Genomic DNA, 24380 nt, shown 5'->3' on the forward strand with positions numbered 1-24380 from the left:
CGTTTCCCTGACCGACCAGCCATCGGTAATTTCCTTTATGGCGATCGGTTGTAAGGCAAGCGAGCGGTCAACCAACCACACATTCTTCTATTTGCTTTGGCACGGAGGTCAAGACTTCATGCCCCTCTCGGGTGACGAGGATATCATCCTCGATCCGCACTCCACCCCAACCTTCGAGATAAATACCTGGCTCAACGGTCACAATCATGCCCGCCGCCAACACCCTCGATTGACCTTGGGCCAACCTTGGAGCCTCATGGATTTCCAACCCCGTTCCATGGCCCAGACCATGCCCAAACTGCTTGCCGTAACCCGCCTTGTCAATGATCGTGCGGGCAACTTTATCGACAGCCTCGCAGGTGACCCCCGGTCGAATCGCAGCGATAGCGGCCATTTGGGCCTTCAACACCACTTCGTAGATTTTGCGTAATTTAGGCAAGAGTTTACCGGTCACTAACACACGGGTCAAGTCGCTCATGTACAGGCCCTCGTTCACCCCCCAATCGATCAAGGTGAAGTCCGCCTCGCTCAATCGCTGGTTGGTAGGACTAGCGTGAGGAAGTGCTGACCGGTAGCCAACTGCCACGATGGAGGGAAAACTCATGCATTTCCCGCCAAAGCGGCGTGCCTGGTATTCCAGCTCGGTCGCGACCTCCAATTCGGTCATTTCGGGCCGCAGGCTAGCACGTACCACTTCAAACGCGCGCCGTGCCTGGTCACAGGCGGTGCGGGTACGGTCGATTTCGGTGCGGTCCTTGATCAAACGCAGTTCTTCAACCCATCCTGTACAGGGGACCAATTCACACCCGGGCACTTCCTTTTCTAACCCTGCGTGAAGTTCGAGCGTCATCGAAGATGCTTCGACAGAGAGCCGCTTCACCTTGGCCTTGGTAAGTATCTTGGCAACCCAGGGGAGCATCTGCACTCCCGGGCCCCGAATCTCTGTCTCCAAGTCGGGGCACTCTTCGCTAATTTGAGTCGTGTAACGCTCGTCACTAATGAGGATCCCATGCTTCGGAGTTATGAGCAGGTAGCTATCGTCACCCGTGAACCCTGTCAGATAGGTCACATTTACAAAGTTGGTCACCAACAGGGCGTCGGTACCCTCTTTGCGAAGTTCTCTCGCAATTTTGCTGCGGCGTTGGGCATAGTTGGACATCGGGTCGAGTCTCGGCGATCTATTCGAATGTTCTTTTTGGCGATGATCTTGCTGTGCCCAATATCGGGCACTCTGCATTCTGTGGCAAGAGCGACTGTGGCAGACTCGTATGCATATCGCGGCCAATATGTTAGGCTAGCACCTCCGCTAAGTATAAATAAAAGGGCCTTCATCCATGTTTCGAGTCACCCGTGAAATAGACTTCTGCTACGGCCACCGCTTATTGAACTACGATGGCAAGTGTCGCTACCTGCATGGCCACAACGGCCGGGCCGTAATTAGCATTGAGGGATCGGAGCTGGACTCGCGTGGGATGGTGCTAGATTTCAGCGACATCAAGAAGACGGTAAGCACTTGGATCGACGAGAACCTGGACCACCGCATGATCCTTTGCAGCCGCGACCCCGTGGTGCCCATGCTCGAAGAAATGGGCGAGCCACTCTACTTATTGGACGAAAACCCGACGGCTGAGAACATCGCCAAGTTGATCTACGATCAGACCAGGGCACATGATGTGCCCATCGTCGAAGTGCGGCTGTGGGAGACCCCGCGGTGCTTTGCGACGTATGCACCGTGAACTGCGAGCCGGGTCGTCCTCGACCCCGATTTCCCAAAACAGTTTCTTGTGGAGCGACATTGACCTGGGTCGACGACGACCAGGCTCGCTGATACTTTAAGTCCCTCTTACAGGCCCAAACCACTCGATCTGCTTTCGCGGGCAGAAGGTCCACCCGTGCTCAATGCAGATTGGTTCCAGCCATGCGCTTCGTGGCTGAAGCTCCTCCAAAGTCGTTCCCTGGGGCATCAGCAGCACACGGTCACCTTGTATTCCAGAAAAGTGGCTCAGAAACTCCTCGACTTCCTCAATTTCTCCCGCGTGGTCGATGACAAATTTTAGTTGGTAATCGTGCTGCTCAAGCAGTTGAGCTATCACCTCGGGTTGAAATCGTTGACGCTCATGACGACGGTGCCAATGAGGAAACTGCTCGGCGTCCGGCCCGCTGGAGCTGAGCTTGGGGCTAATGGACATTAGATCACACTCGACGGGCAGGAACAGGGTGCCAGCCGTCTCGACGGTGATGTGCCGACCGCTGGCGCGCAATGACTCGGCAAGAGGGATAAGCTCCGCAAAAAGCATCGGTTCCCCGCCCGTAAGCACCACGTGCTGGCAATCCCACTCTTCGATCTCCGCCACGATTTCATCGACCGCGTAATCAGTTCCTTCGGGCTGCCATGAAGTGAACGGGGTATCACAGAACCAGCAGCGCAGGTTGCAACCGCTCGCGCGGACAAACACGCTGGGAGTGCCAGTCAGCAGTCCTTCTCCCTGCACCGATTTATAGATCTCTGCAACTTTCATAGTTCAAACTTGATATTCTATCGGATCTTCAAGTCCCGCGTCAGCGAAACCTTGTTTGCGAAGCTGGCAGGCATCGCACTTGCCGCAGGCTAGCCCTGCTTCGTTGGGCGAATAACACGTATGGGTCAGACCGTAGTCAACGCTGAGTTCCATGCCTTGTCGAATGATTTCTGCCTTAGTCATCTGGATTAGTGGAGCATGAATTGAGAATTTGGTCGCCCCTTCCACCCCGGCTTTGGTGGCCAAGTTGGCAAGCTGCTCGAACGCAACGATAAACTCCGGTCGGCAGTCGGGATAGCCACTATAGTCGACCGCGTTGACACCAACGAAGATATCGGCCGCTCCCAGCACCTCAGCGAAACCCAGGGCCAACGAGAGCATGACCGTATTGCGAGCCGGAACATATGTGACAGGAATACCTACCGACATTTCCTCCCCACTACGACCTTGTGGAACCTCAATGTCTGCCGTCAGGGCACTTCCACCCAAACTAGCCAAATCAATCGAGACGAGTTTGTGATCCTGAATTTTCAAGGAGTCGGCTACCCGCCGAGCCGACGTCAGTTCAAATCGATGACGCTGGCCGTAGTCGATGCTCAAGGCGTGGACCTGAAAGCCCTGGCTGAGTGCGATTGCGGCAGTTGTCGCCGAATCGAGGCCACCGGAAAGCAACACCACGGCATGTTTGGGGGAGTCTGTCATAGTCTAAAAATACATCAATCGACACCAATTCTCGGGAGCCTCAAAAATGAGCCACTTTGCGCCCGCTCCTTATCATGCCACAATCACAGATTCGCTGAAAGGAGAGCCCCATGAGTGACTTCCGCACCAAGCTGGAAACCTTCGAAAATCAGTTTCCCGAGCGGGATTACCGTATCGAGATTGTTTGCCCCGAGTTTACGTCGGTCTGCCCCAAAACGGGTCAGCCTGATTTTGCTACCATTACGTTCACATATATACCTCACAAGTTGTGCGTCGAGCTGAAAAGCTTGAAGCTCTATCTGCAGAGCTACCGCAATGAGGGGATTTTTTACGAGAATATCACGAATGTCATTCTCGACGACATGACGGCTGTCTTGTCACCTCGGTGGTTGAAGATCGTAGCGGCGTTCACCGCACGCGGCGGAATCACTGAGACGGTGACAGCCGAGTTCGCATCGGCTATGTGAGAAAAGCAAAGCCGGGGGATTGCTATCTCCTGACATTACGATCCACCTAATTCATCGCAGGAGAATTTCATGCCAGCTACCCCCCGAGTTATCATCTCCGCTTTCGGCGACGAAGCCGCCATTCACAAGACCGCTTGGGAACAGTATTCCGCGCTGGCTGCTTTAGGACTTGAATACTACAGCATACGTTTTATCGACGTCGGCAATGGCATCAAGAATGTGATGAATCTCACCAAGGCGGAGATCACCAAACTACGGCACCTGGAGGGGGACTTCGGACTGAATGTCGCCTCGATAGGCTCGCCCATTGGCAAGGTGAAACTCGTTAGCGCCGACGATGGCACTTCGAACAAGTTTGTACCTTTCAAAAAATACTTGGCAACGGAGGTGGCAAAAGCTTGCGCGATGGCTCACGCATTCGAGACGAAACTCATTCGAGGGTTTTCCTTTTATCACCCTAAGGGGACTGATCCGTGGGACCATCTGCCACAGGCTGTCGATCAACTCGGCGAGATTGCCGAGATGTGCCACCGAAGCGATTTAACTTTTGGCCTGGAAATCGAGGCCAATCTAGTAGGACAAACGGGACAGTTGATGGCGGAGTTACATCGACGTGTGAACCACCCTGCCCTGGTTACCATCTTCGACGGAGGAAATATCGTAAGCCAAGGCTTTTCGACTCAAGAAACCTTTGAGCAATACCAGGCGATGAAGCCCAGCATTGGTTGGATGCACATCAAGGACTACCACGATCCCCAACTTAACTCGCGTCAGACTCACGTCGAGGAGGACAAGTTAAAGAATTTCGTTCCGGCTGATGTCGGTGACAGTGGGCATGACCAGATTCTCAAGGATTTTGCTCTCGAGATACCCAAACTAGAACGACGATTGAAGCGACGTGGTATTCCCGGAGTTTTCCTCGACCTGGAACCACACCTAAAGGGTGGCGGTCAATTTGGCGGATTCAGTGGCCCAGACGGAACCGCGGTAGCTCTCAAGGGACTTACTCGTATCCTCGACTACCTAGGAATCGACTATCACCTGCGTGATTTTGGCGACGTCTGTGCAGATCGTGGGTTCTAGTCTTGAGATGCTTCAAGACATTTATTGCCACCATCTATAGGTAGCGAGTCTGCTTGCTCTGAGAATTCGGCCGTTTTGCTCTCCGCTCCCCCGTCGCGAATCATTTCAAGCAGCTCTGCTATGAGTTTGAACCCCCAATAAATACTCACGACTCCGACTGCACATCCGCCGAGAAAAAGGGGATGGGCGAAATGTTCGGCTGAAGCAATCATGGCAGTTGCGGTTCCCCCCGCAATCGAGGACACCAGAAACTTGCCCAAGACACCTTCGAAGTGGCGACGTTTGCTATGCTTGGCAATAGCAGAGCGGGCGGAAGTATTTGCTAGCTCTCGCATGGAGGCCAAATCAATGGGCTGTGATGGCTTACTCGATGTCGCTTTCAGGTCTGCGATGTCCAGCAATCCGTGAGGTTCTTCGGGCTTAATATCTTCTGTCTCTGTTCTCTTAGGAGATGCCGTATGAGAGTTTGTTTTCTGGATTTGAGAATCGCCATTGAAACTAGACTCTTGAATGCCACTATAGGTGTGAGGGTTCGAGACACCAGACACTTCTCCTCTCACGCGTCGCATGAGATTCGACATATAGGCTTCCAGGTCCCCATCGTCTTCGCCATCCGCTTCAGAGAGAGGATTACTTGGCAGCGGAGAATCCTTAGCGGGTGCTATTGATTCTGGCGCTAGAGGGGATCTCTCTTCGACCTGTCCAAAGCCGTTTTCATCAAGCAAATGGCTGTATTGATCGATGAACGAAGGTGGCTGGAAATCAGCGGATGGCTCCGCTTGTTCTTCTTTTTCTTCGAGATCGATAGGAGTGGTAAGTGCAACGGTCGGCGATTTGACGTATTCTGTGGAATCTTCTTCTGTGGGCACCGCTTCCGCGCTATCGGAGTTGACCTCCGATTCACTTGGTAGCTTAATAGTCATAGCTTTCACTACTCCCGTAGTGTCAGTGGCACCTGCCCCACGGGCCTGCTCAAGCTCTGCCAGAGTCTGCTTGTGAACCACGTTCAACTGCTGTGCCTGTTCACTACATTCGGTCAGCAACTCTTGCGATTGTTTTAGATCGGCTGTCAACTGTTCGATTTTGCTTTCCCGCTCTGCAAGAGACTTGGCGACGTGGTCACGTTCTTGCTCAACCAGAGAGAACTTCTTATGAACTGTTTCGAGCTGGGAAGTTAGTTCTTCAATCTGATCAACCTGGGCAGCTATGCACTGGAAATATTCCTCTTGCTCTTCATCAATCTGAGAGTCTTTGGAACGCAGCTCTTCCAGTTCAGCTTTGAAACCTTCAGACTCCGACTCTTGGGAAGCCAATCTCTCCACAAGTTGGTTCCGCTCTTGTTCGACTTCTTCAAGTTTCGTCCGCAAAGTGTCGAGATCGGTGCTTAGCAGATCTATTTGGCTCTCATGGTTGGAGATACTTGTAGCATGCTGTTCACGTTCAATCGAGAAAGCTTCGATCTCCGCCCGCTTACCCTCAAGTTCACTCGTTAGCTCGATAAGTTGTGACTCTTGTGAGGCGAAGCTTTGGGCTATATTATCTCGCTCCTGCTCAGCTAGCGCAATACTCGCTCTGAGTTCATCGAATTCGGCACGAAGCTGCTCTATCGTATTCTCGCGGTCAGTGATCTTCTCTGAGAATTGTTTGCGCTCTTCCTCATGGCGAATGACGTTCGCCCGCAAGTCATCCAATTCGCCTGTCAGCAGCTCAATCTGTCCAATTCGGGCGGCAATGTCTTCATTTAATTCGGCCTGAGCTTCCTCGCTCTCAGAGACGATAGCGTGGAGTTGTTCCAGCCGTTGAGAGGCATTCTGGAGTAGTTCTTCGCGTGCATCGATATCTTCCTGGATCGATCGCAATTGTTCTGACAATTGGTCGCGTTCTACTCTGAGTGCCTCAAACGCATTCTTGTCGAAGTTGACTTGCTCTTCTTCAAGTTCTTCGATGCGGAATAGGTTTTCTTCCTCTGCCTTCTTCAGCCGAGTGATTTCAGCTAGCGATTGCTGCCATTCCGAGGTAAGGCTCTTGACGTCGATCTCCAACAACTCGTTTTGGTTGCGTTGCTCAGCAGCCTCGTTGATCAGCTTCGCTTTCTCGTCCGAATACTGTTCACGCTCCGTGCGCAACTCAGATAGTTCATTGCGGAGGTCTTCTTGCTCACTGGAGTGCCGTTCTAGATTTTCGACAGTAACCCGAAGTTCCTCTTTTGCACACTGCAAGAGCTGTTGATAATCTGATGCCGAGCGTTGTAGATCCTCAGACTCCTCCTTCAAACGAGCGTTTTCTGTTTTCGCTTCAGAAAGCTCTTTTCTAAGAGCGGCCAATTCATCGGAGAGTTCATTTTGGCCCTGAATCTGTTCTGCAAGTCTGGCTTCTGCGATCTGTGCCGCTTCCAGGGATGCAACGTGATCATGCTCCAGTTCGGCAATACGATTGTCTTGCTCGGCAATCTGCTGAGAGAGTTGGTTTTTCTCTTCCTGGAGGCAATGCGTAGATTCTGTAAATTGATCGCAATTTGCACTCAGTTCGTCGATTCGACGCTGTGCTTCTTGACTTCGTGCCTCTGCCTCATTCAGCGCCGCTTCTAATTGAGATGTTTTTTCGTAGGCAGCAGATAACTCGCCAATCACACGATCCAACTCCGCGGCCTGCTGCGAGTCACGCTCAGTTGAGCTGTTGCGGAGTTGCTCTAGTTCGTGGGAAAGTGATTCGCGTTCTGCCTGGCCAACTTGGAGTTGTTCGGATAGCTGGTGAATCTGTTCCGAGGTGTTGGTGCGGACTTCTTCTAGTTCTTCGGCGAGCAATTCACGTTCACCTTGGACGGAATGAAGTTGCTCGGTCAGGTGCCGGACCTCCTCGGTAGCGTTGGTTCGCAACTGCTCCACCTCACCGGAGAGCCAATCCCGTTCTCCCTCTAGGGCCTGCAATTGCTCAGCAAGACTGCGGTTCTCTTCTGCAAAACTCGTCCGAAGTTGTTCCAATTCAGCGGCAAGAGAGTTTCGCTCCTGCTCGGCAGCTTCCCAGCGTTCGGCATAGGATTCTGCTTCTTGCTGTGACTTTTTTGCAAGTGATCGCTCCTGGCGGAGGCTTGCGATCAGACTCCTGCACCGATTACGCGACTGCTGATTAATCTCGGCAAGTTTCTTATCTGCTTGCAGTGAGCTCTTGTCTCCGACCAACACAATGGTATCGCAGACTTCGTACTTTCTTGACGATTCTTCTGTCTGGCAGGGCTGTGGGTCTGGTGGTAGGTCAGGAGTCTGCTCCAACTTCGGTTCGTTACTGGGAGTATTTTTGGCGTCCTGTGGCAGCTCAGAATCGACGGCATCGGTGATTGCTAGTTTCAATTGCAAACTGCCGATCGAGAGTTTGTCACCTGCATAGAGTGGTGCAGTAGTGAACTCTTGGTCATTGAGCAACATCCCTGGCGACCAGCTTGTGGCAGTGACTCCATCGCAGCCGTGCACCAACAGACAATGCAGAGGGCGAACCTGCTCTTCTGCGAGCCGTACTTGGCAACTGGGGCTCGAGCCGATGGTACATTTACCCGCAGGTAGTTCGATCGAATGGGTCCACTGGTCATCACTGAAAATATCCAGCTTGAACCGAGTAGGACTCGACGGGAGACTTTGCGATGCAACTGTTTCTTCTACTTGCAGAGTGGTCATAATGCCTGGCCAAGATGTGCAAAAGTAAGGAGCATAGGGAAATTCGATCCCCCCATAGGGGGTGACCCAAAAATCATGATGTACGCAATAGTAGGTCACGAAAGCACAATCCAAGCGCGGATGCGGCGAAAAGGCCTCAGACAATTGCGAAGGTGAGCGCTTGGATTGTTGGGGAAAGCCCAGTCATAGAAGTTCTGCAAGTGGCTTGGATCAGATTTTGCGGATTGTGTCAAAAATAGGGTGTTCCCAGACGCGAGAACAACCGATTATCGAAACTGCTGGGTAGTGGCTAGACATTTAGCCCCAAGAATGAGGAATTAGACAAAATTTCCTGATTCAGGGTGATTTGTCCTGATTCGCAAAGGAAAAGTGTGTTATTTCAAGCGCTTTTTCGAGAGGCTAGTTGAGTTCGTAATTGCTTACAAAATAAGGACTTACGTGGATTATTGCTGCGAAACTGAGGTTTAAGGGCGTCTTTTTGGGTTTGTGCGACCTAAACTCAGCCGGATGCGTACTATAGTTACGTTGCATCTCGCATAGTTTCCCCCTGAGAGGGGGGGCGAGCTGAGGAACAAAAGGCACTTTGGAATTACGCCGGTTGGATCGGCATTTTCCAAAGCGGAACAGAGCAAAGTGGCAACCGCGACAACTATTTGAGACTTGCCTCCCGGCAATCCAAAGGATATTGGACGTCGCGACCTGATCGGTAAGGTGAACAGCATGGCTAGAAAAGACTCAATATTGAAATTGCGTGAACTTTTGGTTTACCGGCGCGATGCCTTACGCAAGGCTTTGGCCGGGGACCTGAGTATGCTCAAGTCTTTACCAGAGCAGACTGGTGGGGATGTGGTCGACGCTGCCCTCGATGCTGCCCAGGATGAAATCAGCTCGCAATTGGCCGAGGTCGAGAGCCGCGAGTTGGCTCAAATCGAGAGTTCCTTAGAGCGGATGCGCGAAGGGACTTACGGACAATGTGAAGTTTGTGAAGGCAAAATTCCATTGGCTCGCCTGAATGCCCTTCCTTATGCCATAACTTGCATCGATTGCCAACGTGCGTCTGAGTCGGGTGGTGGCGGATCAGTAAGCAATAATTGGGGGAGTCTCGTCGATAGCGATTTCAGCTATACTGACTAGAGACGCCTGATAGAATTCAGGGATTAACAGAGTGCCAAAGAGCACTTTGTCGCTCACAAGCCAAAAAAAGAGAATCCTTTGATGCTTCCAGGAAAATTGCCAATATCCGTGAGGCTCTTTCTAGTATCTATTTTGGCGTTCTGGAATTCGTTCTCTCCACTTCGACTCGCTGCTCAGCAAGTAACAAGCAATGCTCCTGTCAGCGAACGAGAACAGGCCTTTGCGGAATTAGACCGCGATGTAGAGTCACTCGATTCTCAACTTGGCATCTACAAGCGTGTCATTAAGCTCGTTTCTCCTTCAGTAGTGCATGTGGAAGCCACACCACGTCCTCAGTATCGCTTGAGACGGGATGCCGAAGAGGCGGGGTCCGCCGTGCTGGTACGTTATCGTGGGTCTGACTACGTGCTGACAAATCGCCATGTAATCAAGCATTCTGACGCAAGTCTAATTTCCCTGGAATTATCCGACGGTCGGCAGCTACGTCCTCAACGGATATGGGAAGATCGAGAAACAGACGTAGCCGTGCTACTCGTAGAAGCAGCCAATCTTGTCCCTGCTCGCATCGGCAATAGCGACCAGATGGAAATTGGCGATATCGTTCTTGCTTTTGGCAGTCCCTTCAATCTCCAGCGAAGCGTGACCCGAGGAATCATCAGCGCCAAGGGCCGCTCCAACCTGGACCTTGGTGAAGGGGAAGTGATGTATCAGAACTTCCTTCAAACCGACGCGGCCATCAATCCTGGAAATTCTGGTGGACCGCTGGTGAATATGCGAGGGGAAGTCATAGGCATGAATACTGCCATTGCCAGCAATTCCGGTGGCAACGAAGGTATCGGCTTTTCAATCCCCATCAACATCGCAGTGCGTATCATGCGCCAACTCATCGATGCCGGCGAAGTCGAACGAGGTTTCCTTGGAGTTGCATTGGACCGCAGTTTTGACGATGCCTCGGCACGTCGGGTTGGCCTGACTCGGCTGACGGGTGCCCGAGTAACCAACATTACTCCCGGTTCGCCAGCCAGTGGAGCCGACATTCAGACGGGTGACATCATCCTTCGTTTCGACGGAATGTTGATCGACAATGACGAGCACTTAATCAATCTAGTCAAACGCACTGAAGTGGGGCGCAAGGTGCCCGTGGAGCTATTCCGCTCAGGTCAGCTAGAGAAGGTCTATGTCAGTATCGTACGATGGGAAGTCCCTGATCAGTCGGCTCCCTAGGCTCAATCTCTTAACTGCGGCAGACCTACTTCAGCCCGCGCAGTATGCAGTCAATCGTTGCCTCGACGTTGATGTCGACCACAACATCCATATTCGGCTGATGCGGCGAATTACGCCGACGATCAATGACCGTCATCCCACGAGTTAGCTCGCCACTGGTTTCCACGTCGCAGTAGAGTCGTTCGGTGGTCAGCAATTCCGGATGAAGAATGCCGACAATGGCAACTGCCTCTGGTACGAGCAATCCTTCGATACCCAGTCGCTCATGAGAGGAACGCAGCGCGCCAGGAAGTAGTTTGCGGAGTACGCGACCGCGGTTCGTCTTCTCATCTGGCAAACGATCAAGCAAGTCATAGCGCAGGACGACTTTCGAACTGACGTCCAATGGCAACAAAGTCTTGGTAATTGGGCTAAGAAAAACAGAACGTGCGGATTCACAATCGCAATAGACATTGAACTCGGCGGTGGGAGTGACATTGCCTGGTCCCGCAAGTGTTCCACCAACGATAAACAAGTGCCCCACTTGCATTGCCAAGTCCGGTTCGCGCTGCAAGACCGTGGCAATATTGCTCATCGGCCCCCCTGCCACGATCGTGATTTCTCCTGGAGAGGTTTTGATCTCATCGGATATGAGTTTAACGGCAGAATGACGATGGTGGAGTTCTGCGATGCGAAAATTGGCCCCACAGAGCCCATCCTCTCCCCAATACTCGCGACCATCGGTGACGAGCAATTGATCTGGATCCGCAGCTCCCACTCGTGGCCAACGCTGAGGATCAAGCTGCTCGACGAGTGCCTGTACATTCAGTGTGGCCTGCTTGGGGCCAACATTTCCCCCAGTCGCAGTGACGGCGACCACTTCAAGCTTCGGATCGAAGAGCGCCAAGCAGAGCGCAACTGCATCGGCTACACCTGGGTCCACGTCGAGAATCACTTTTCTGGCCATTTGGCTTCTTGCCGATCCTTTTTTTGCCTAGGAGAAGTGTGGCACTCCTGCCAGAATAGGGGGATGCGGCACTGAGCGGAAATGGCTCTCTCGGGAGAGACATCAACTCCGACAACCGCTGGGCCCGATTTCATTTCGGGCATTGTAAGGTCCGATCCTCCAAGAAACAACCAGTATGGAAGACACATTCAGCACATTGAGGTCCCAAATAGTCGCTGGAGAAGATCTCACAGCCAGCCAAATGAAAGGTGCTATCGGTCAGATCATGACGGGAGGCTGCACCGATCTGGAGATAGGGACATTCTTGACGGCCTTGGCCGAGAAGGGAGAATCGGTTGCCGAAGTTGCCGGGGCGGCGGCAGCGATGAGGGCGAACATGACGCCCATTCTAAGCCATCATGACGTCCTGCTCGACACGTGCGGCACCGGTGGAGGTGGGAGCACCACATTTAATATTAGCACTACAGCCGCCCTGGTAATCGCCGCCGCAGGTGTTCCCGTCGCAAAGCACGGCAATCGCAGCGTAACCAGCAAGAGCGGCTCGGCAGATGTGCTCGCTGGTTTAGGAGTAAACATCGAAGCTACGGTGCCCCAAGTGGAACGGTGCTTGAACGAACTAGGGATCTGTTTTTGCTTTGCTCCGCTGATGCACCCTGCCATGAAGCATGTCGCAGCAGTTCGCAAGCGGTTAGGCATCCGCACCATATTCAATCTCCTCGGCCCCTTGGCAAATCCAGCCGGGGCAGGATATCAATTGCTGGGAGTTGGGCGGCCTGAAATCCGGCCTCTCATTGCCTCGGCACTAGGGATGCTGGGTACAGAGCGTTCGTTTGTTGTGAGTGGCTACGATGGTCTCGGCGAGGTTACGCTGGCTGGCACCACGCATGTCACCGAAGTGTCCCCAGCTGGAGAAAAAGAGTTTGAATGGGATCCAGAGGATTTCGCAATTTCACGTAGTGGGCTCGATACACTACAGATTACAAGTCCTGAGGACAGCGTTCAACTCGTACGAAGTGTGCTGGATGGAGAACCCGGACCTGCCCGAGATATTGTCCTCTTAAATGCCGCAGCGGGGCTGCTGGTGGTTGGCCACTCTGCCTCCCCTAAAGAAGCAGCCTCAGTAACTGCGGAAGCAATCGATCGCGGCAAGGCCCAAGCATTGCTCGATCAGCTAGTTTGCTTGTCCCACGAACCGGCGAGTTGAGCTAGTTCGTCAACTACAGGAACCATCCATTGTCCCGATTGCCTACAACACGTGATATCCGAGGCCAGCTGATATTCCTCGGCACCGGTACTTCGGTGGGAGTTCCTGCCATTGGCTGTGGGTGTGAAGTTTGCACGAGTACCGATCCACACAACAACCGCACTCGGTGCAGTTTGGTATTGGGGCTCGAAGCAGGAAATCTATTGATCGACACTTCCCCCGACCTGCGCACCCAACTCTTGCGCGAAAAAATTGGTATAGTTCAGGCCGTTCTCTACACCCATGAGCATGCCGACCACATCTTCGGACTCGATGATTTGAGATTGATGCAGTTCTACCTTGGCGGTCCTGTACCATTGTATTGCGAGCAACAGGTGGAGGATCGTATTCGCAAGTCCTTCGACTACGCGTTTCGCGATCCGAGTGGCTTGCACCGTGGGGCCGTTCCACAATTGCAAATGGAGAGAATAGGCCTGGAGCCCTTTAAGGTACTCGGAACCCCGGTTATTCCGCTTCGTCTAGAGCATGGGCCGCATTGCCAAGTACTCGGATTTCGCTTCGGTGATGTGGCTTACTGTACCGACACGAATTCGATTCCCGTCGAAAGCATGAAAAAGCTCCGCGATTTAGAAGTGCTAATCCTCGACTGCCTGAGATTCAATCCTCATACGACACACTTTAGTCTAGATGAAGCGCTGGCAGTTGCAGAAGAACTCGCGCCGCGCAGGACACTGCTGACACACCTATCGCACGAACTGGATCACGCCAAAGTAAGCGCTAAACTCCCTGCCGGAGTGGAACTAGCCTATGACGGCCTGAGCGTTCCACTCCAATGAAGTAGCTTCTTTCTCGCTTCTTAGCTTGAACCTAAGTTACTTCGCCAGGGCGACATTATCTTCGTGCAACAATTCAAGATAATCGAGTGCAATCGCAATGACCTCTTCGTTGTAGGGCGTCATCGGAAATACCGGACTATCTTTGTCTTCGAGACTCTCGAACATTTCTTCTTGATCTTTGTCCGAATTAACTTCAGCACGCTCAGCTAGGAACTTTTCCTTATTGAGCGTCACTGTGGGCTCTTGCTGACGTTTGATAATCTGATCGATCTTTTGCTGTTCTTTGATGAAGAACTCTGCTTTGGCTTCACGAGCAGCGGACCGTTGCTTCAATTGCTCGATCATGGGAGCCGAAACCGCGTGGTAATTGTCATGTGGTTGTGGCGCGACCCGGTCGAACTTAAGAGCATAATCCAAATCTGCCTCGCCGATTCCTTCCCAATAGCTCGTGCGATAGGGAATCTCAACATCAGAGACAACACCACGGTTCTGCGTGCTGTCTCCGCTGGGTCGATAGAATTGCTGGATGGTCATCTTAAGGGCACCCAGATTAGGAGCTTCTTGCAGTGGCAAGATTTGCGTCCCAAGTTCGAACAATTGCTGAACGGTTCCCTTTCCATGGGTTGAGTGGTCGCCAATCACTAGTCCACGACCATAGTCCTGAATCGCTCCGGCAAAAATCTCGCTAGCGCTGGCACTAAATCGATTGATAAGCACAATCAACGGTCCCGACCACACTTCGCCGGCTTCTTCGTCGGGATAAGGCTGAACTCGACCGTCAGGACCCTTAACCTGGACCACAGGACCCTTGTCAATAAATAAGCCCGTGGCTTCCACCGATTCAGGAAGCGAGCCACCTCCATTGAAGCGAAGATCCATTACGACAAGGTCGACGTTCTGCTTGTTGAATTCTTCGAGTAACCTGCGAACGTCCCGAGTCGTGCTTTTGAAGTCCACTTTGCCGGCCCGACGACCTTCCATATCCATGTAAAAGCTCGGCAGACTGATAACGCCGATGCGTCGCGAGGGACCATTCGATCCCTTTTGTTGTTCTAAGATCTTGCCTGTAACATTCTCCACAGTTTCGGTTTCGGGCACGATCGAGTCAACCGCATGAGAGTGCTCGTCGGAAGCGGTCGGATCCGTGGCAGGAGTTTCCTGGATCGGACGCTCTAAGATCTCGCTACGAGCCTCGCTGTCTTTTAATTCAATACGCGCCCGCGTTATGTCGTAAATCTTACGACCGGACTTGTCAGCTGGCATGACTTCGAGCCGCACGATCGTGTTCGGCTTACCCCGGATCAATTGAACGACATCGTTAATCTTCATGTCGACGATATCGACAAATTCGCCATCAGTTCCCTCGGCAACGCCAACAATGACGTCTTCAATTTTGAGTCGTCCATCCTTGTCGGCTGCTCCACCGGGTACGATCCGGCGAACGATGGTTTCACCATACTTGGATTCGAGTGATGCTCCGATTCCATCAAGCTCCAGGCGCATCTGAATCGTAAAATTATCCAAATTGCTTGGAGACATGTAACTGGAATGGGGGTCGAAGCTGGTCGTGATCGCAGTGAGGAAATCCTCCAACAATTCGTCATTACTGTGTTGTTCCCAGTTGCGCTGAATACCACGGTACCTCTTGTGTAGTTTTTCAACGGCTTCTTCTTGGGGAACCTCGTCAGCTAGTTCCAATAGCAAATCGTATTTGACCCGCTTGCGCCACCTTTCGTTGAGTTCTTCTTTTGTCTTGGCGTAGCCCCATTCATCGGGATCACGAATCATGGTTTCATCAAGCGTGAAATCATGCTCGTCGTCGATGTATACTTGAGCGACGGCAACTTGCTCATTGACCCGCTGCAGGAATCGATCGAAGATCTTCTTGGCGATTTTCACATCCCCAGACTTAACGTAGTCATCTAGATTGTCACGCTCGGCCATGAATTCATCTACGTCGCTCTGTAGAAAAAACAGTTTCATGCGATCGAGGCTCTTAAGAAACATGTCGAGAGCCCGATGCGAAATCTCATCGTCCATCTGCATTTCAGAGAGATGCCTGCGATCCATCAGCGCGGCTACCATAATTGCAATATGGCGATCAACGCGCGTGGGATCCGTAGGCTTGGCGACTACGGTCGGAACCAATAGCGCTGTCGCCAAACATATGGTCGCTAGTGAGGCCAACACGAAATTGCGAAAAGGCCGTGACAGCCCGAAACGCTCTCCGTCAAAAAACATGACAATCCCTCTCATTGTTACGCTTAGTAAACTATTGCGTCTGAAGTAAATGATATGCCTGCAACTACGGTAAGATAGGTGTCCAGGCAAATCGTCGCAGATGGGCATCAAGCCCGAAATAGGTTGTTGTCATAGTACAAGGCGAGCCCGATGCGGACAAGATCGACACACACGGGGCAAAGTCGCAACATTTAGCTATGAACCGACTTCCGGCTCTACAATGGGACCGAAATGCGGACAATCTATTTCGCTTGAGACGTTCTGCCAGGAAGACTCGTTCCGTCGTCTTGTACGGAATCACCAGCGGCGGGGTTCACTCCAAAATCAAGCAATTTGAGCACGCTCCAGCGATTAGGCTGAGCGTCGGCGTTGAAATCCGTGGACCAGGCTTGTGCCTCGCCACCTGGAATCTTCGAAGATATCATCCTGATACTTTGAATGCTCCCTTTTTCTCGAAAGCGAACAGACTTTTCGCAGACGCAAGGGACAAGCTGATCTCCTATCAACAGGGGAACGTGTTCTGCAACAAGACCTGATGTATCCGTGGGAGTGGTCGCAACAGGCACTTGTTCTGCCTCCTCGAATGTTTCACGACGAAGGAAATGAGGAAACTTTTCAGCCGAATAGTAAACGCGGTCTCGCAGATTCTGAGCATCTTCGCCGTAAAGTACATCCCAAACCTCGCACTCAATGGGACGCTCATCGAGCATGACAATCTCGTCATCGCGTCGAGAAATGGAAAAGACGACACCAGGCCGATCAGTTAAGAGCCTCAATATCCTAGTATTGACGGGTCCCACAATCTGTTTGCCAGAGACTTCTACCGTTGCCTGGGTTTCCAGTACATAACTGTCTTCGGCAATTGCCTTCAAAGTCTCCTTTTGAAGGGTCACACTTCGACCATAGATTTTTCCAGAAGCATCAAAGGTTTCGGTAGTGATTTCAATTTCTCTCCACGAACCAATCGGGAACTTAGCCCAAAGATGATGCTGTGAAGGATAGGTGAATTGTTCTTGATCAGACCTTGTCTTTTCACTCTTCGATGTAGGTTCTGCAGGTTGCCCCAAGTCTACCGATGCTGTGCTCTCCAGCTCTGGTTTCAATTCAGCATCGGCCTGCGTTCGGTCGTCACCGGCAGTCAAGACTGCTGACACCTGCTCTGCAGGAAGTTTTTCCTTAGCAAATAAGCTAGGAGCCAAGAGGCTATTTGCAAAAAAGAGACAGACAATGGCGGTAGTGAAATTCAGCAATCTAGCGATTCCAAATGACGAAAAAGGAACGACGCAATTTGACGAGATCAGATACCCATGATAATTGCTATTATAAACTTTGCCAGTGGTAGAACAGAGTGGGCGAAAACAGAGTGAACTAAGAGACTCCCGCCTTTATGCAGTAGAAAATGAGTCTATCCAACAAGCGCGATCTATCACTCGCAAGCGGCAACAAGGTGCTGATCCCAGCGGGGAAATACGCCACGCAAGTCAAGCCACACTTCTCCGTCCTGACTTTCATTTTGTTGGTCGCGGCAGTTGATTCGAGGTGTAGCCTCCAGAAAAGCGTCTCTGAGATTGTTGCCCTCCTCTCCATCCGGCTTGATGACAACCGCCCAAGAGTCGTTCGCCAGGCGGGCAGCATCCGATTCACACCAGACCGAAGTGCAGCGAGTTGGCTGGGCCGATGCAACATTTTTGCACGAGGTGAGAAGCGTAGCAATTCGTTGCGCCCTTTGTTCAAGATTCTCAAGCGGCGTAGTCAAAAGTTGCCACAAGGGAATCTGATGTGTTACACGGTCGCCGGATTGATAAATCTTCATCGTGGCACAGAGAGCAGCCAAGGTGAGTTCGTTAGCGGTGTTCTCATCGATGGGAGCATGACGAACACACTCGGCAATCTTTTCTTCTTTGCCGACGACAATTCCGCAACTAGGCCCCCCCAGTAGTCCGGCACCATCGACGACAACCATATCTGCACTCTCTAATCTCTGTGCAATCGTCTCGTAGTGAACCAAACTAAAGTCTCCAGGGTTTAGTAGCCCTGCATAGCGAGCGACAATGACATTGCCACCAACAGCCCTGGCTGTTTTCTCAGCCACTGCAAAACTATGAGTGACCCAAGCACTCTCTGCGCCCGTGGTCTCAACGAGGGCCGTCGCAACACGGTCGGACAAGGTGGAATTCGCCGCTAAATACTCTGTTGATACACGTACGAGCTCGTCGACTGCCACCTCGGCCAAAGGCGGGGTTGGCTGACAGTCGCCCAAAAGAATCCCCGTGGCATTAACACAGGGGATGGAACTCTCTGCAGGGCCAAGTAGTCGGCGTGCTAATCTTTCAGCCAACTGACCTACCGAAGGAATATTCCCCCAATCAGCACGTTGCCGAATGTTTGTTTGTAACTCCTCGAGAAATCCAGTTGCTCGTTGCGCAACAGTAGTTTGATTCACCCGTTTTACTACTCGGGCTACTGTAGGATGCGATAAGAGCTCGCCGAGCGAAGGGAGCTTGGAGAATGGTGATTCTGATTTCATGAGAAGGCACAGCAATACGGAGTTAACTGGTCAAGTCCGTATTATCGTACTCTTTGAGTCAAGAGTCTAGCACCTGCATTTTAGCGAGTGATTCCCGCTCTGCCTGCGAGAATGTTCTGTGCGATTACTTGATCCCTACTTGCTCAGGAGAGGGAAACGGGTCGTTCTTCGCTTCCTGAAGGATGCGCCGTTCGTTATTCCATTTCCCGAGACCTGGCGGTGATGAGTCTTGCCAGGCTGTGCAACCGCTGACAAGTGTCCATGCCATGAAGGTCACGCCGATTGACCAGATATGTTTACGCATGTTATTGTCAGACTCTTGTAACTAAGCCGCGTGGCGGCTGCTTCTAGGGATCAAGGCGAGGTTGAGACATCCACTCACCCACGGTCTGCGGGCCGCTGGATGGCTCAGGTTCTGCTGTGAACAACTTACTCCAGAAACCCTGCTTCTGCTGAGCAGACTGACGAGAACTAGATGCTGGAGATTCTTCGCCGCCAAATGTGAACATTTCCTTGGTGCCTTCCCATGCCTTGGCAGTACCAGTGCTAACTTTCTGGTACCCCGACTTTACGGGCCCAGTAATTGAGGACATGTCAGGCATCGACACCTTCGGCATCGTGATCTTGGGAAGTGGAATTGAGGGCCAACCGGTTTGCCGAACTTCCGAATCCTCATACATTTGAGGAGTACCACCTACTGCTTCCGGTGCGCCTGCAGACTTAGCGCTGAGCGCTGTGAGTAGCATCATATGACAAGAAAGTACCGCAAACGTAAAGAATGCTTTATTGAATAAATGAGAATGTGTCATACCAGTCATCTCCCGTACTTAGGCTGGAGTGTGCTAAAAGTATTCAACAAGTCACCCTGCCCTTCTACTGTTATTTGGGCCGGAAGTGTTCCAAATCTTGCCAATACCGTCCAGAGAGGTTTTTGCCAGCAGAATTTGAGCAAATCACAGCGAAAAACTCGAAACTTTAGTGCTCCTGCAGGGTTTTGATATGATAGCTGTCGAACAAGTGCCGTCCCAAAGCAAGAACCTTCCCCCGAGCTATGCTATCCTTCAAAAATTACAAATCGATGATCGCAGCGGCATTGTCGCTGCAATTCGTTTCGGTAGGCTTAGCGGCAGCAAAGCCCGATGACTCCGCCGATCTGTTTACACGACTCGATAAAGATACCGACGGCCAGTTGAACTCGGCCGAGATATCAGACGAGTACTCCTTTCTCTTCCGCCGGCTAGTGAGGACAGCCGACTCCAACTCGGATGGACAACTTTCTATAGAGGAGTTTCAACAAGGAGTCTCTGCAGAGCGGCCTGAGAAACCGCTAGCGAAGAAAGTGAGTGCCGAATTGCCCGGTTCCGATGCCCTGCTCTTGTTACTGGCCTGGATGGACACAAACTCGGATCTGACCATCAAGTCCGACGAAGTACCCGCGAATCTAAAGACGTTGTATAACCAGATCCATCAGCAACTAAAATCAAAAGACAGCAGCCAATTTCGAATAAGGCAACTCCAACAACAGTCACCCCGCTTTACCCAATTGGCGCTCCGCTACACCCAACGCCAGCAGATTGATGTCGAGGTCGAGTTGTCCCTGCTCTCTGATGAGCAATATGCGCTGGTCGAGCGTCTTCGTGGCAAAGTTGAACCTGGAAAAGCCTTCTCAACCCGTGAAAATGCCGAGTCCATTTTCAGTCGATTGGATCGCGACGGGGATGGTGTTATCGCGATTGACGATCTTCCTGAAGAAGTGAAAGAGCGTTTCTTTGGTATGCTTCAAAGGGCGGACCAGAACGGCGATCGACGAGTCACCGAAACAGAGTTCTTGGGCTTCCAGGGAAAGGTCTCGAAGTTCTCTGAAATGAACTCTAATCGTCCCGAAGTTACCAAACGAATCGCTCAGCTATTTCGTCGTGCCGACCGCAACAGTGATGGGATGCTCACTCGCCGGGAAGCTCCCCGGTTTCTGGCAGCGCGTTTCAATGAGATCGACGCCGATGGAGACGGAAAACTAAGCCGCCAAGAACTGTCTAAGTCACTTGAGTTACAGAATAATGTTGCCCCAGAAATGTCGAACAAATCTTCTCCAAATCGCAAGAGTTCCTCAAAACGCCCCAAAAAATGAAAAACTCTTCCTCTGGGGGTGTTACACCGCCCCCGAATCTCCGCTTCTCTCTCTAGAGAATCGTTTTTCCCCGCCCGAACCACGAACTATTTTGGTGTGTCGTGCGTATGATGGAAATAACAGACGCGAACTGGATTGTTCGCTGAAGGAACGAGGGATCGGCGGTACAGGTCAATACTCCTGACACAAAAGTGTCCCCGTCGAGAAGAGGCAAGAAAATGGCAAACTCACAATCTCCAGCACCCAGTCCTGCAGACGCACGCCACGAGTTACCTCCCGTAACTGTGGACGGTCATGCCTTGTTTGAATTCAGTTTGAAGTTGAACAGGGATCTCAAGCGACTTGAAACTCGCTTCGGTGCGAAAGACAAGCAAAAGATTCCGTACTTCAGACAAACCTGGAAGCAGGCTCCCAACAAGCCCCGCTGAGTTGTCGAATCTCTATGCCTGCGGTTATGATGTTGGAAGCACCTTGCTTCAATCATTCCTCACCCAGGCTTTGTACTCATGCGTGTTTTGTTGGCCAGCCCCCGTGGCTTCTGTGCGGGCGTAAATATGGCGATCGATGCTTTGGAACTGGCAATCCAGTCACTGCCCGGACCCATCTATGTTTACCACGAAATCGTCCACAACAAATACGTCGTGGATCGCTTCCGCTCTCAGGGAGTCGTTTTTGTTGATTCTCTGGCAGACGTACCTGAAGGTGCGACCCTCTTGTTCTCCGCTCACGGCGTCTCTCCAGAGGTCCGCCAACTGGCCCGCGACCGCAAACTACGGGCAATCGACGCGACTTGTCCGCTCGTGACGAAGGTCCATCTTGAAGCAATCAAGTACGCCAATCTGGGGTACACGATTTTTCTCATCGGCCACGAGGGCCACGACGAAGTCATCGGCACCATGGGCGAAGCACCTGAAGCCATTGTACTTGTCGAAACTCCTGAGGAAGTCGATCGACTCACCGTGGTAGACGAATCCAAAGTAGCTTATCTCACGCAAACCACACTCAGCGTTGACGACGCCAACCGAATCATCAAGCGAATACGGCAGCGATACCCCGACGTCGCCTCCCCACCCAAGGACGACATCTGCTACGCCACCCAAAATCGTCAGGAGGCGGTTTCGGTTCTTGCTGACAAGGCAGATCTCACCTTAGTGCTAGGAAGCCAGAATAGCTCCAACAGCCAGCGACTGGCCGAACTCTCCCGCGAGAAAGGAGTGAATGCGCACCTCATCGATGGAGTCGAAGATATCGATCCAGACTGGTTCGAAAATGTCGACTCGGTCCTGGTAACCGCCGGGGCAAGTGCCCCTGAGGTCGTCGTGGAAGCCGTACTCGATTTTCTCCAAGACCGCTTCGACGCTACGGTTGAAGCCCGTACCCTCCGCACTGAAGATGTGTCGTTCCCATTGCCACGGGAGCTACGGGTGCTATCGACGCGCTAAGAACTGCATAGCTTTGAACCAATGTGAAACATAATATCCACAGGTGGAAGCCTACGGATATTCATTACAACCGCGGGCTTCCGCCTGCGGCTAGGAAGAATATTGTGAGGAACGCACTCCAATAAACTCAACAACGTCACTCCCCGCCACTCATCCTCAGGTTCTTCCACAGGAACGCCCAGCAGTCGGCGGTTTCTTCGATCTTTTTGGTCGTGGGCGTTCCCGCACCATGTCCTGCACGGGTTTCGATCCGCATGAGGATGGGAGCCGGGCCGGCTTGTGCTGCCTGCAAAGCCGCACCAAACTTGAAACTATGCATCGGCACGACACGGTCATCAGTATCGGCAGTGAGTATCATCGTCGGCGGGTATACGGTTCCTGGCTTCACGTTGTGATAAGGCGAGTAGGCCAGCAAGGCGCGAAACTCCTCCTCGTCGTCGACCGTGCCGTATTCGTCTCGCCAGAAATGGCCCGCCGTGAAATTCTGGTAGCGAAGCATGTCGAGTACCCCCACAGCAGGCAGACAGGCGCCGAATAGGTCGGGCCGCTGCGTGAGCGATGCCCCCACCAGGAGCCCGCCATTGCTGCCTCCCATGATCGCAAGTTTAGGCGTCGAGGTATATTTCTCGTCGATTAACCATTCGGCTGCCGCGATGAAATCGTCGAACACGTTTTGCTTGTTGAGCTTTTTACCTGCCTGATGCCACGCCTCACCATACTCGCCCCCACCTCGTAGGTTTGGCACGGCCACCACGCCACCCATCTCCATCCAGGTTGCATACGCCACCGAAAAATACGGCGACAGCGAAATATCAAAGCCTCCGTAGCCGTAGAGGAGCGTCGGATTCTCGCTATTGCGTTCCAACCCCTTTCGATGCGATATGATGATCGGCACTCGTGTACCATCTTTACTCGTGTAGAACGCCTGACGCGATTCGAACAGCGACCGGTCGAATTCCACTTCTGGCTGCCGGATCAGAGTACTCTTACCCGACTCGAGGTCGAGCCGAAAAATACTCGCTGGTGCCACGTAACTGGTGAAGGAAAAGAACGTTTCTGTGTCGCTCTGTCTCCCCGAAAAACCATTCGCAGAGCCAATTCCTGGCAGCCCGACGTCGTGTAGGAATTTGCCATCGAGCTCAAACGCCTTCACTTTCGAGATCACATCTTTGAGATACATGGCCACAAGTTGATCCTTGAATAGCACGACTCCTTCCAGGGTTGCCTCGTCGGCCGGGACAATCTCAGTCATTCTTTTGCGAACCGATTGGTCACCCGTCAAACTAGCCACGTCGAGGGAGACGACTCGCTTGGTCGGTGCCTCGAAATCCGTGAGAAAATAGAGTTGCTCATCGACATTACCCAGAAACCAGAATTGGTTTTCAAAATCCTCAATCAACGGACGAAATGGGGCGTCAACGGACTCATCGACTCGCTTGAAGAACACCTGATTCTGCGGATCCGTACTGCGTGATATCATAAGTACCAAAAACTGATTATCGTCAGAACGCCTTAAATCAAAGCTCCAAGTCGGCTCATCCGGCCGACTGTAGATGAGCTCGTCCTCCTCTTGCTTCTCTCCTAATTTGTGAAAGTGAATCGCCGGCTTGATCGCCAACGCTTGATGCTGCTCGTCGGTCTCAGGTTCAGGATAGCGGGTATAGTAGAAACCAGTTCCTTCGGCGTTCCACTGAACGCCACCCCAGCGAACCCACTCGAGTTTATCGGGGAGTTGCTCGCCCGAAGCGATGTCCATCACGTAGATGGTCGACCAATCGGAACCAGCATCCTTGCGGCCGTAGGCCAAATATTGCGCATCATCACTCTCCGCCATGAATCCGAGCGAGACAGTCCCGTCCTCAGACCAACTGTTGGGGTCGATCAGTACGCGTCCCGCACCATCAGCGGTGTCAGCTACGTAGAGTACCGCCTGATTCTGCAGGCCATCGTTCTTCAGATAGAAGAATTTTCCAGCAGTCTGAGTCGGTACGCTATACCGCTCAAAATTCCAAAGCTTGGTAAGCCGCTCTTCGATCCCCGCCCGTTCGGGGATTGCTTCGAGGTACTTTCGGGTAATCTCATTCTCGGCGGCCACCCATTCGGCGACTTCCTCAGAAGTGCGAACATCCTCTTCCATCCACCGATAAGGATCCGGCACGTCGACTCCATGAAACGTATCCACCTGATCTTCACGACGCGCATCGGGATATTTCAATGCAGACTCCTTCGCCCAAGATTTCTCTACACAATCATCCCAGC

General features: G+C 52.2%; 21 protein-coding genes. 10 read left to right on the forward strand and 11 right to left on the reverse strand.

Features of this window, described 5'->3' with window-relative positions; all coding sequences use genetic code 11:
- Nucleotides 1–67: 67 nt before the first annotated feature.
- On the reverse strand, nucleotides 68–1159 hold the full coding sequence (locus Pr1d_RS18610; RefSeq protein ID WP_148074935.1) for a M24 family metallopeptidase: 1092 nt from the start codon (nucleotides 1157–1159) through the stop codon (nucleotides 68–70).
- Between the two features lie 175 nt (nucleotides 1160–1334).
- Between Pr1d_RS18610 and Pr1d_RS18615 the strand changes: the two genes are divergently transcribed.
- A complete protein-coding gene (locus Pr1d_RS18615) occupies nucleotides 1335–1736 on the forward strand; it encodes a 6-pyruvoyl trahydropterin synthase family protein (protein WP_148074936.1) in 402 nt (133 codons plus the stop codon).
- A 96-nt stretch (nucleotides 1737–1832) separates the two neighbouring features.
- Here the strand turns inward: Pr1d_RS18615 and Pr1d_RS18620 are convergent, their stop codons facing one another.
- Together Pr1d_RS18620 and queC are read right to left on the reverse strand one after the other, a co-directional pair.
- Nucleotides 1833–2519, reverse strand: a complete 687-nt coding sequence (locus Pr1d_RS18620) for a 7-carboxy-7-deazaguanine synthase QueE (RefSeq protein WP_148074937.1) — start codon at nucleotides 2517–2519, stop codon at nucleotides 1833–1835.
- Nucleotides 2520–2522: 3 nt separating this feature from the next.
- Nucleotides 2523–3221, reverse strand: coding sequence for a 7-cyano-7-deazaguanine synthase QueC (gene queC, locus Pr1d_RS18625; protein ID WP_148074938.1), 699 nt, complete (start codon nucleotides 3219–3221; stop codon nucleotides 2523–2525).
- A gap of 110 nt (nucleotides 3222–3331) precedes the next feature.
- Between queC and queF the strand changes: the two genes are divergently transcribed.
- Complete coding sequence (gene queF, locus Pr1d_RS18630) at nucleotides 3332–3688, forward strand: preQ(1) synthase (RefSeq protein ID WP_148074939.1); 357 nt, start codon at nucleotides 3332–3334, stop codon at nucleotides 3686–3688.
- A gap of 69 nt (nucleotides 3689–3757) precedes the next feature.
- A complete protein-coding gene (locus tag Pr1d_RS18635; RefSeq protein ID WP_148074940.1) occupies nucleotides 3758–4771 on the forward strand; it encodes a sugar phosphate isomerase/epimerase family protein in 1014 nt (337 codons plus the stop codon).
- Here Pr1d_RS18635 and Pr1d_RS18640 read toward each other — a convergent pair.
- Nucleotides 4768–8439 (reverse strand): FHA domain-containing protein, encoded by a 3672-nt coding sequence (locus Pr1d_RS18640; RefSeq protein ID WP_210417772.1) that lies wholly within the window; start codon nucleotides 8437–8439, stop codon nucleotides 4768–4770. The two genes, Pr1d_RS18635 and Pr1d_RS18640, sit on opposite strands and share 4 nt — an antisense overlap.
- Nucleotides 8440–9159: 720 nt before the next feature.
- On the opposite strand from Pr1d_RS18640, the gene Pr1d_RS18645 reads away from it, so the two are divergent.
- Together Pr1d_RS18645 and Pr1d_RS18650 are read left to right on the forward strand one after the other, a co-directional pair.
- Entirely contained in the window at nucleotides 9160–9573 is a 414-nt protein-coding gene (locus Pr1d_RS18645; RefSeq protein ID WP_148074942.1) for a TraR/DksA family transcriptional regulator, read from the forward strand.
- Nucleotides 9574–9654: 81 nt separating this feature from the next.
- On the forward strand, nucleotides 9655–10797 hold the full coding sequence (locus tag Pr1d_RS18650) for a S1C family serine protease (protein ID WP_148074943.1): 1143 nt from the start codon (nucleotides 9655–9657) through the stop codon (nucleotides 10795–10797).
- A gap of 25 nt (nucleotides 10798–10822) precedes the next feature.
- On the opposite strand, the gene Pr1d_RS18655 is transcribed toward Pr1d_RS18650, so the two are convergent.
- Nucleotides 10823–11743, reverse strand: a complete 921-nt coding sequence (locus Pr1d_RS18655) for a nucleoside hydrolase (protein WP_148074944.1) — start codon at nucleotides 11741–11743, stop codon at nucleotides 10823–10825.
- 175 nt (nucleotides 11744–11918) lie between these two features.
- Here Pr1d_RS18655 and trpD point away from each other — a divergent pair, with 175 nt between their 5' ends.
- Together trpD and Pr1d_RS18665 are read left to right on the forward strand one after the other, a co-directional pair.
- Complete coding sequence (trpD, locus tag Pr1d_RS18660; RefSeq protein ID WP_148074945.1) at nucleotides 11919–12947, forward strand: anthranilate phosphoribosyltransferase; 1029 nt, start codon at nucleotides 11919–11921, stop codon at nucleotides 12945–12947.
- 29 nt (nucleotides 12948–12976) lie between these two features.
- Nucleotides 12977–13783, forward strand: a complete 807-nt coding sequence (locus tag Pr1d_RS18665; protein ID WP_238476535.1) for an MBL fold metallo-hydrolase — start codon at nucleotides 12977–12979, stop codon at nucleotides 13781–13783.
- A 36-nt stretch (nucleotides 13784–13819) separates the two neighbouring features.
- On the opposite strand, the gene Pr1d_RS18670 is transcribed toward Pr1d_RS18665, so the two are convergent.
- From Pr1d_RS18670 to Pr1d_RS18690, 5 genes are all read right to left on the reverse strand, one after another.
- A complete protein-coding gene (locus Pr1d_RS18670) occupies nucleotides 13820–16024 on the reverse strand; it encodes a carboxy terminal-processing peptidase (protein ID WP_168205347.1) in 2205 nt (734 codons plus the stop codon).
- Nucleotides 16025–16266: 242 nt separating this feature from the next.
- Nucleotides 16267–17223, reverse strand: coding sequence for a hypothetical protein (locus tag Pr1d_RS18675; RefSeq protein ID WP_168205348.1), 957 nt, complete (start codon nucleotides 17221–17223; stop codon nucleotides 16267–16269).
- Between the two features lie 227 nt (nucleotides 17224–17450).
- Nucleotides 17451–18551 carry a PLP-dependent aminotransferase family protein gene (locus tag Pr1d_RS18680; RefSeq protein WP_148074948.1) on the reverse strand — a complete coding sequence of 367 codons (1101 nt, stop codon included), beginning with the start codon at nucleotides 18549–18551 and terminating at the stop codon, nucleotides 17451–17453.
- 124 nt (nucleotides 18552–18675) lie between these two features.
- On the reverse strand, nucleotides 18676–18855 hold the full coding sequence (locus Pr1d_RS18685) for a hypothetical protein (RefSeq protein WP_148074949.1): 180 nt from the start codon (nucleotides 18853–18855) through the stop codon (nucleotides 18676–18678).
- Between the two features lie 43 nt (nucleotides 18856–18898).
- Nucleotides 18899–19360 (reverse strand): hypothetical protein, encoded by a 462-nt coding sequence (locus Pr1d_RS18690; protein WP_148074950.1) that lies wholly within the window; start codon nucleotides 19358–19360, stop codon nucleotides 18899–18901.
- 242 nt (nucleotides 19361–19602) lie between these two features.
- On the opposite strand from Pr1d_RS18690, the gene Pr1d_RS18695 reads away from it, so the two are divergent.
- From Pr1d_RS18695 to ispH, 3 genes are all read left to right on the forward strand, one after another.
- Nucleotides 19603–20679, forward strand: a complete 1077-nt coding sequence (locus Pr1d_RS18695; RefSeq protein ID WP_148074951.1) for a hypothetical protein — start codon at nucleotides 19603–19605, stop codon at nucleotides 20677–20679.
- A gap of 218 nt (nucleotides 20680–20897) precedes the next feature.
- Nucleotides 20898–21107, forward strand: coding sequence for a hypothetical protein (locus Pr1d_RS18700; RefSeq protein WP_148074952.1), 210 nt, complete (start codon nucleotides 20898–20900; stop codon nucleotides 21105–21107).
- 78 nt (nucleotides 21108–21185) lie between these two features.
- Nucleotides 21186–22121: a 4-hydroxy-3-methylbut-2-enyl diphosphate reductase gene (gene ispH, locus Pr1d_RS18705; RefSeq protein ID WP_148074953.1), complete on the forward strand. Its 936-nt coding sequence runs from the start codon at nucleotides 21186–21188 to the stop codon at nucleotides 22119–22121.
- A gap of 136 nt (nucleotides 22122–22257) precedes the next feature.
- On the opposite strand, the gene Pr1d_RS18710 is transcribed toward ispH, so the two are convergent.
- Nucleotides 22258–24336 (reverse strand): prolyl oligopeptidase family serine peptidase, encoded by a 2079-nt coding sequence (locus Pr1d_RS18710; protein ID WP_210417773.1) that lies wholly within the window; start codon nucleotides 24334–24336, stop codon nucleotides 22258–22260.
- Between the last annotated feature and the right edge of the window lie 44 nt (nucleotides 24337–24380).

It is taken from the genome of Bythopirellula goksoeyrii (genome assembly GCF_008065115.1).
In the GTDB taxonomy this organism is placed as follows: Bacteria; Planctomycetota; Planctomycetia; order Pirellulales; family Lacipirellulaceae; genus Bythopirellula; species Bythopirellula goksoeyrii.

Excerpts from the sequence above, each read along its gene's own strand:
- Pr1d_RS18610 (WP_148074935.1), bottom strand. The coding sequence starts at position 1,159 with ATGTCCAACTATGCCCAACGCCGCAGCAAAATTGCGAGAGAACTTCGC.
- Pr1d_RS18615 (WP_148074936.1), top strand. The coding sequence starts at position 1,335 with ATGTTTCGAGTCACCCGTGAAATAGACTTCTGCTACGGCCACCGCTTA.
- Pr1d_RS18620 (WP_148074937.1), bottom strand. The coding sequence starts at position 2,519 with ATGAAAGTTGCAGAGATCTATAAATCGGTGCAGGGAGAAGGACTGCTG.
- queC (WP_148074938.1), bottom strand. The coding sequence starts at position 3,221 with ATGACAGACTCCCCCAAACATGCCGTGGTGTTGCTTTCCGGTGGCCTC.
- queF (WP_148074939.1), top strand. The coding sequence starts at position 3,332 with ATGAGTGACTTCCGCACCAAGCTGGAAACCTTCGAAAATCAGTTTCCC.
- Pr1d_RS18635 (WP_148074940.1), top strand. The coding sequence starts at position 3,758 with ATGCCAGCTACCCCCCGAGTTATCATCTCCGCTTTCGGCGACGAAGCC.
- Pr1d_RS18640 (WP_210417772.1), bottom strand. The coding sequence starts at position 8,439 with ATGACCACTCTGCAAGTAGAAGAAACAGTTGCATCGCAAAGTCTCCCG.
- Pr1d_RS18645 (WP_148074942.1), top strand. The coding sequence starts at position 9,160 with ATGGCTAGAAAAGACTCAATATTGAAATTGCGTGAACTTTTGGTTTAC.
- Pr1d_RS18650 (WP_148074943.1), top strand. The coding sequence starts at position 9,655 with ATGCTTCCAGGAAAATTGCCAATATCCGTGAGGCTCTTTCTAGTATCT.
- Pr1d_RS18655 (WP_148074944.1), bottom strand. The coding sequence starts at position 11,743 with ATGGCCAGAAAAGTGATTCTCGACGTGGACCCAGGTGTAGCCGATGCA.
- trpD (WP_148074945.1), top strand. The coding sequence starts at position 11,919 with ATGGAAGACACATTCAGCACATTGAGGTCCCAAATAGTCGCTGGAGAA.
- Pr1d_RS18670 (WP_168205347.1), bottom strand. The coding sequence starts at position 16,024 with ATGTTTTTTGACGGAGAGCGTTTCGGGCTGTCACGGCCTTTTCGCAAT.
- Pr1d_RS18680 (WP_148074948.1), bottom strand. The coding sequence starts at position 18,551 with ATGAAATCAGAATCACCATTCTCCAAGCTCCCTTCGCTCGGCGAGCTC.
- Pr1d_RS18685 (WP_148074949.1), bottom strand. The coding sequence starts at position 18,855 with ATGCGTAAACATATCTGGTCAATCGGCGTGACCTTCATGGCATGGACA.
- Pr1d_RS18690 (WP_148074950.1), bottom strand. The coding sequence starts at position 19,360 with ATGACACATTCTCATTTATTCAATAAAGCATTCTTTACGTTTGCGGTA.
- Pr1d_RS18695 (WP_148074951.1), top strand. The coding sequence starts at position 19,603 with ATGCTATCCTTCAAAAATTACAAATCGATGATCGCAGCGGCATTGTCG.
- Pr1d_RS18700 (WP_148074952.1), top strand. The coding sequence starts at position 20,898 with ATGGCAAACTCACAATCTCCAGCACCCAGTCCTGCAGACGCACGCCAC.
- ispH (WP_148074953.1), top strand. The coding sequence starts at position 21,186 with ATGCGTGTTTTGTTGGCCAGCCCCCGTGGCTTCTGTGCGGGCGTAAAT.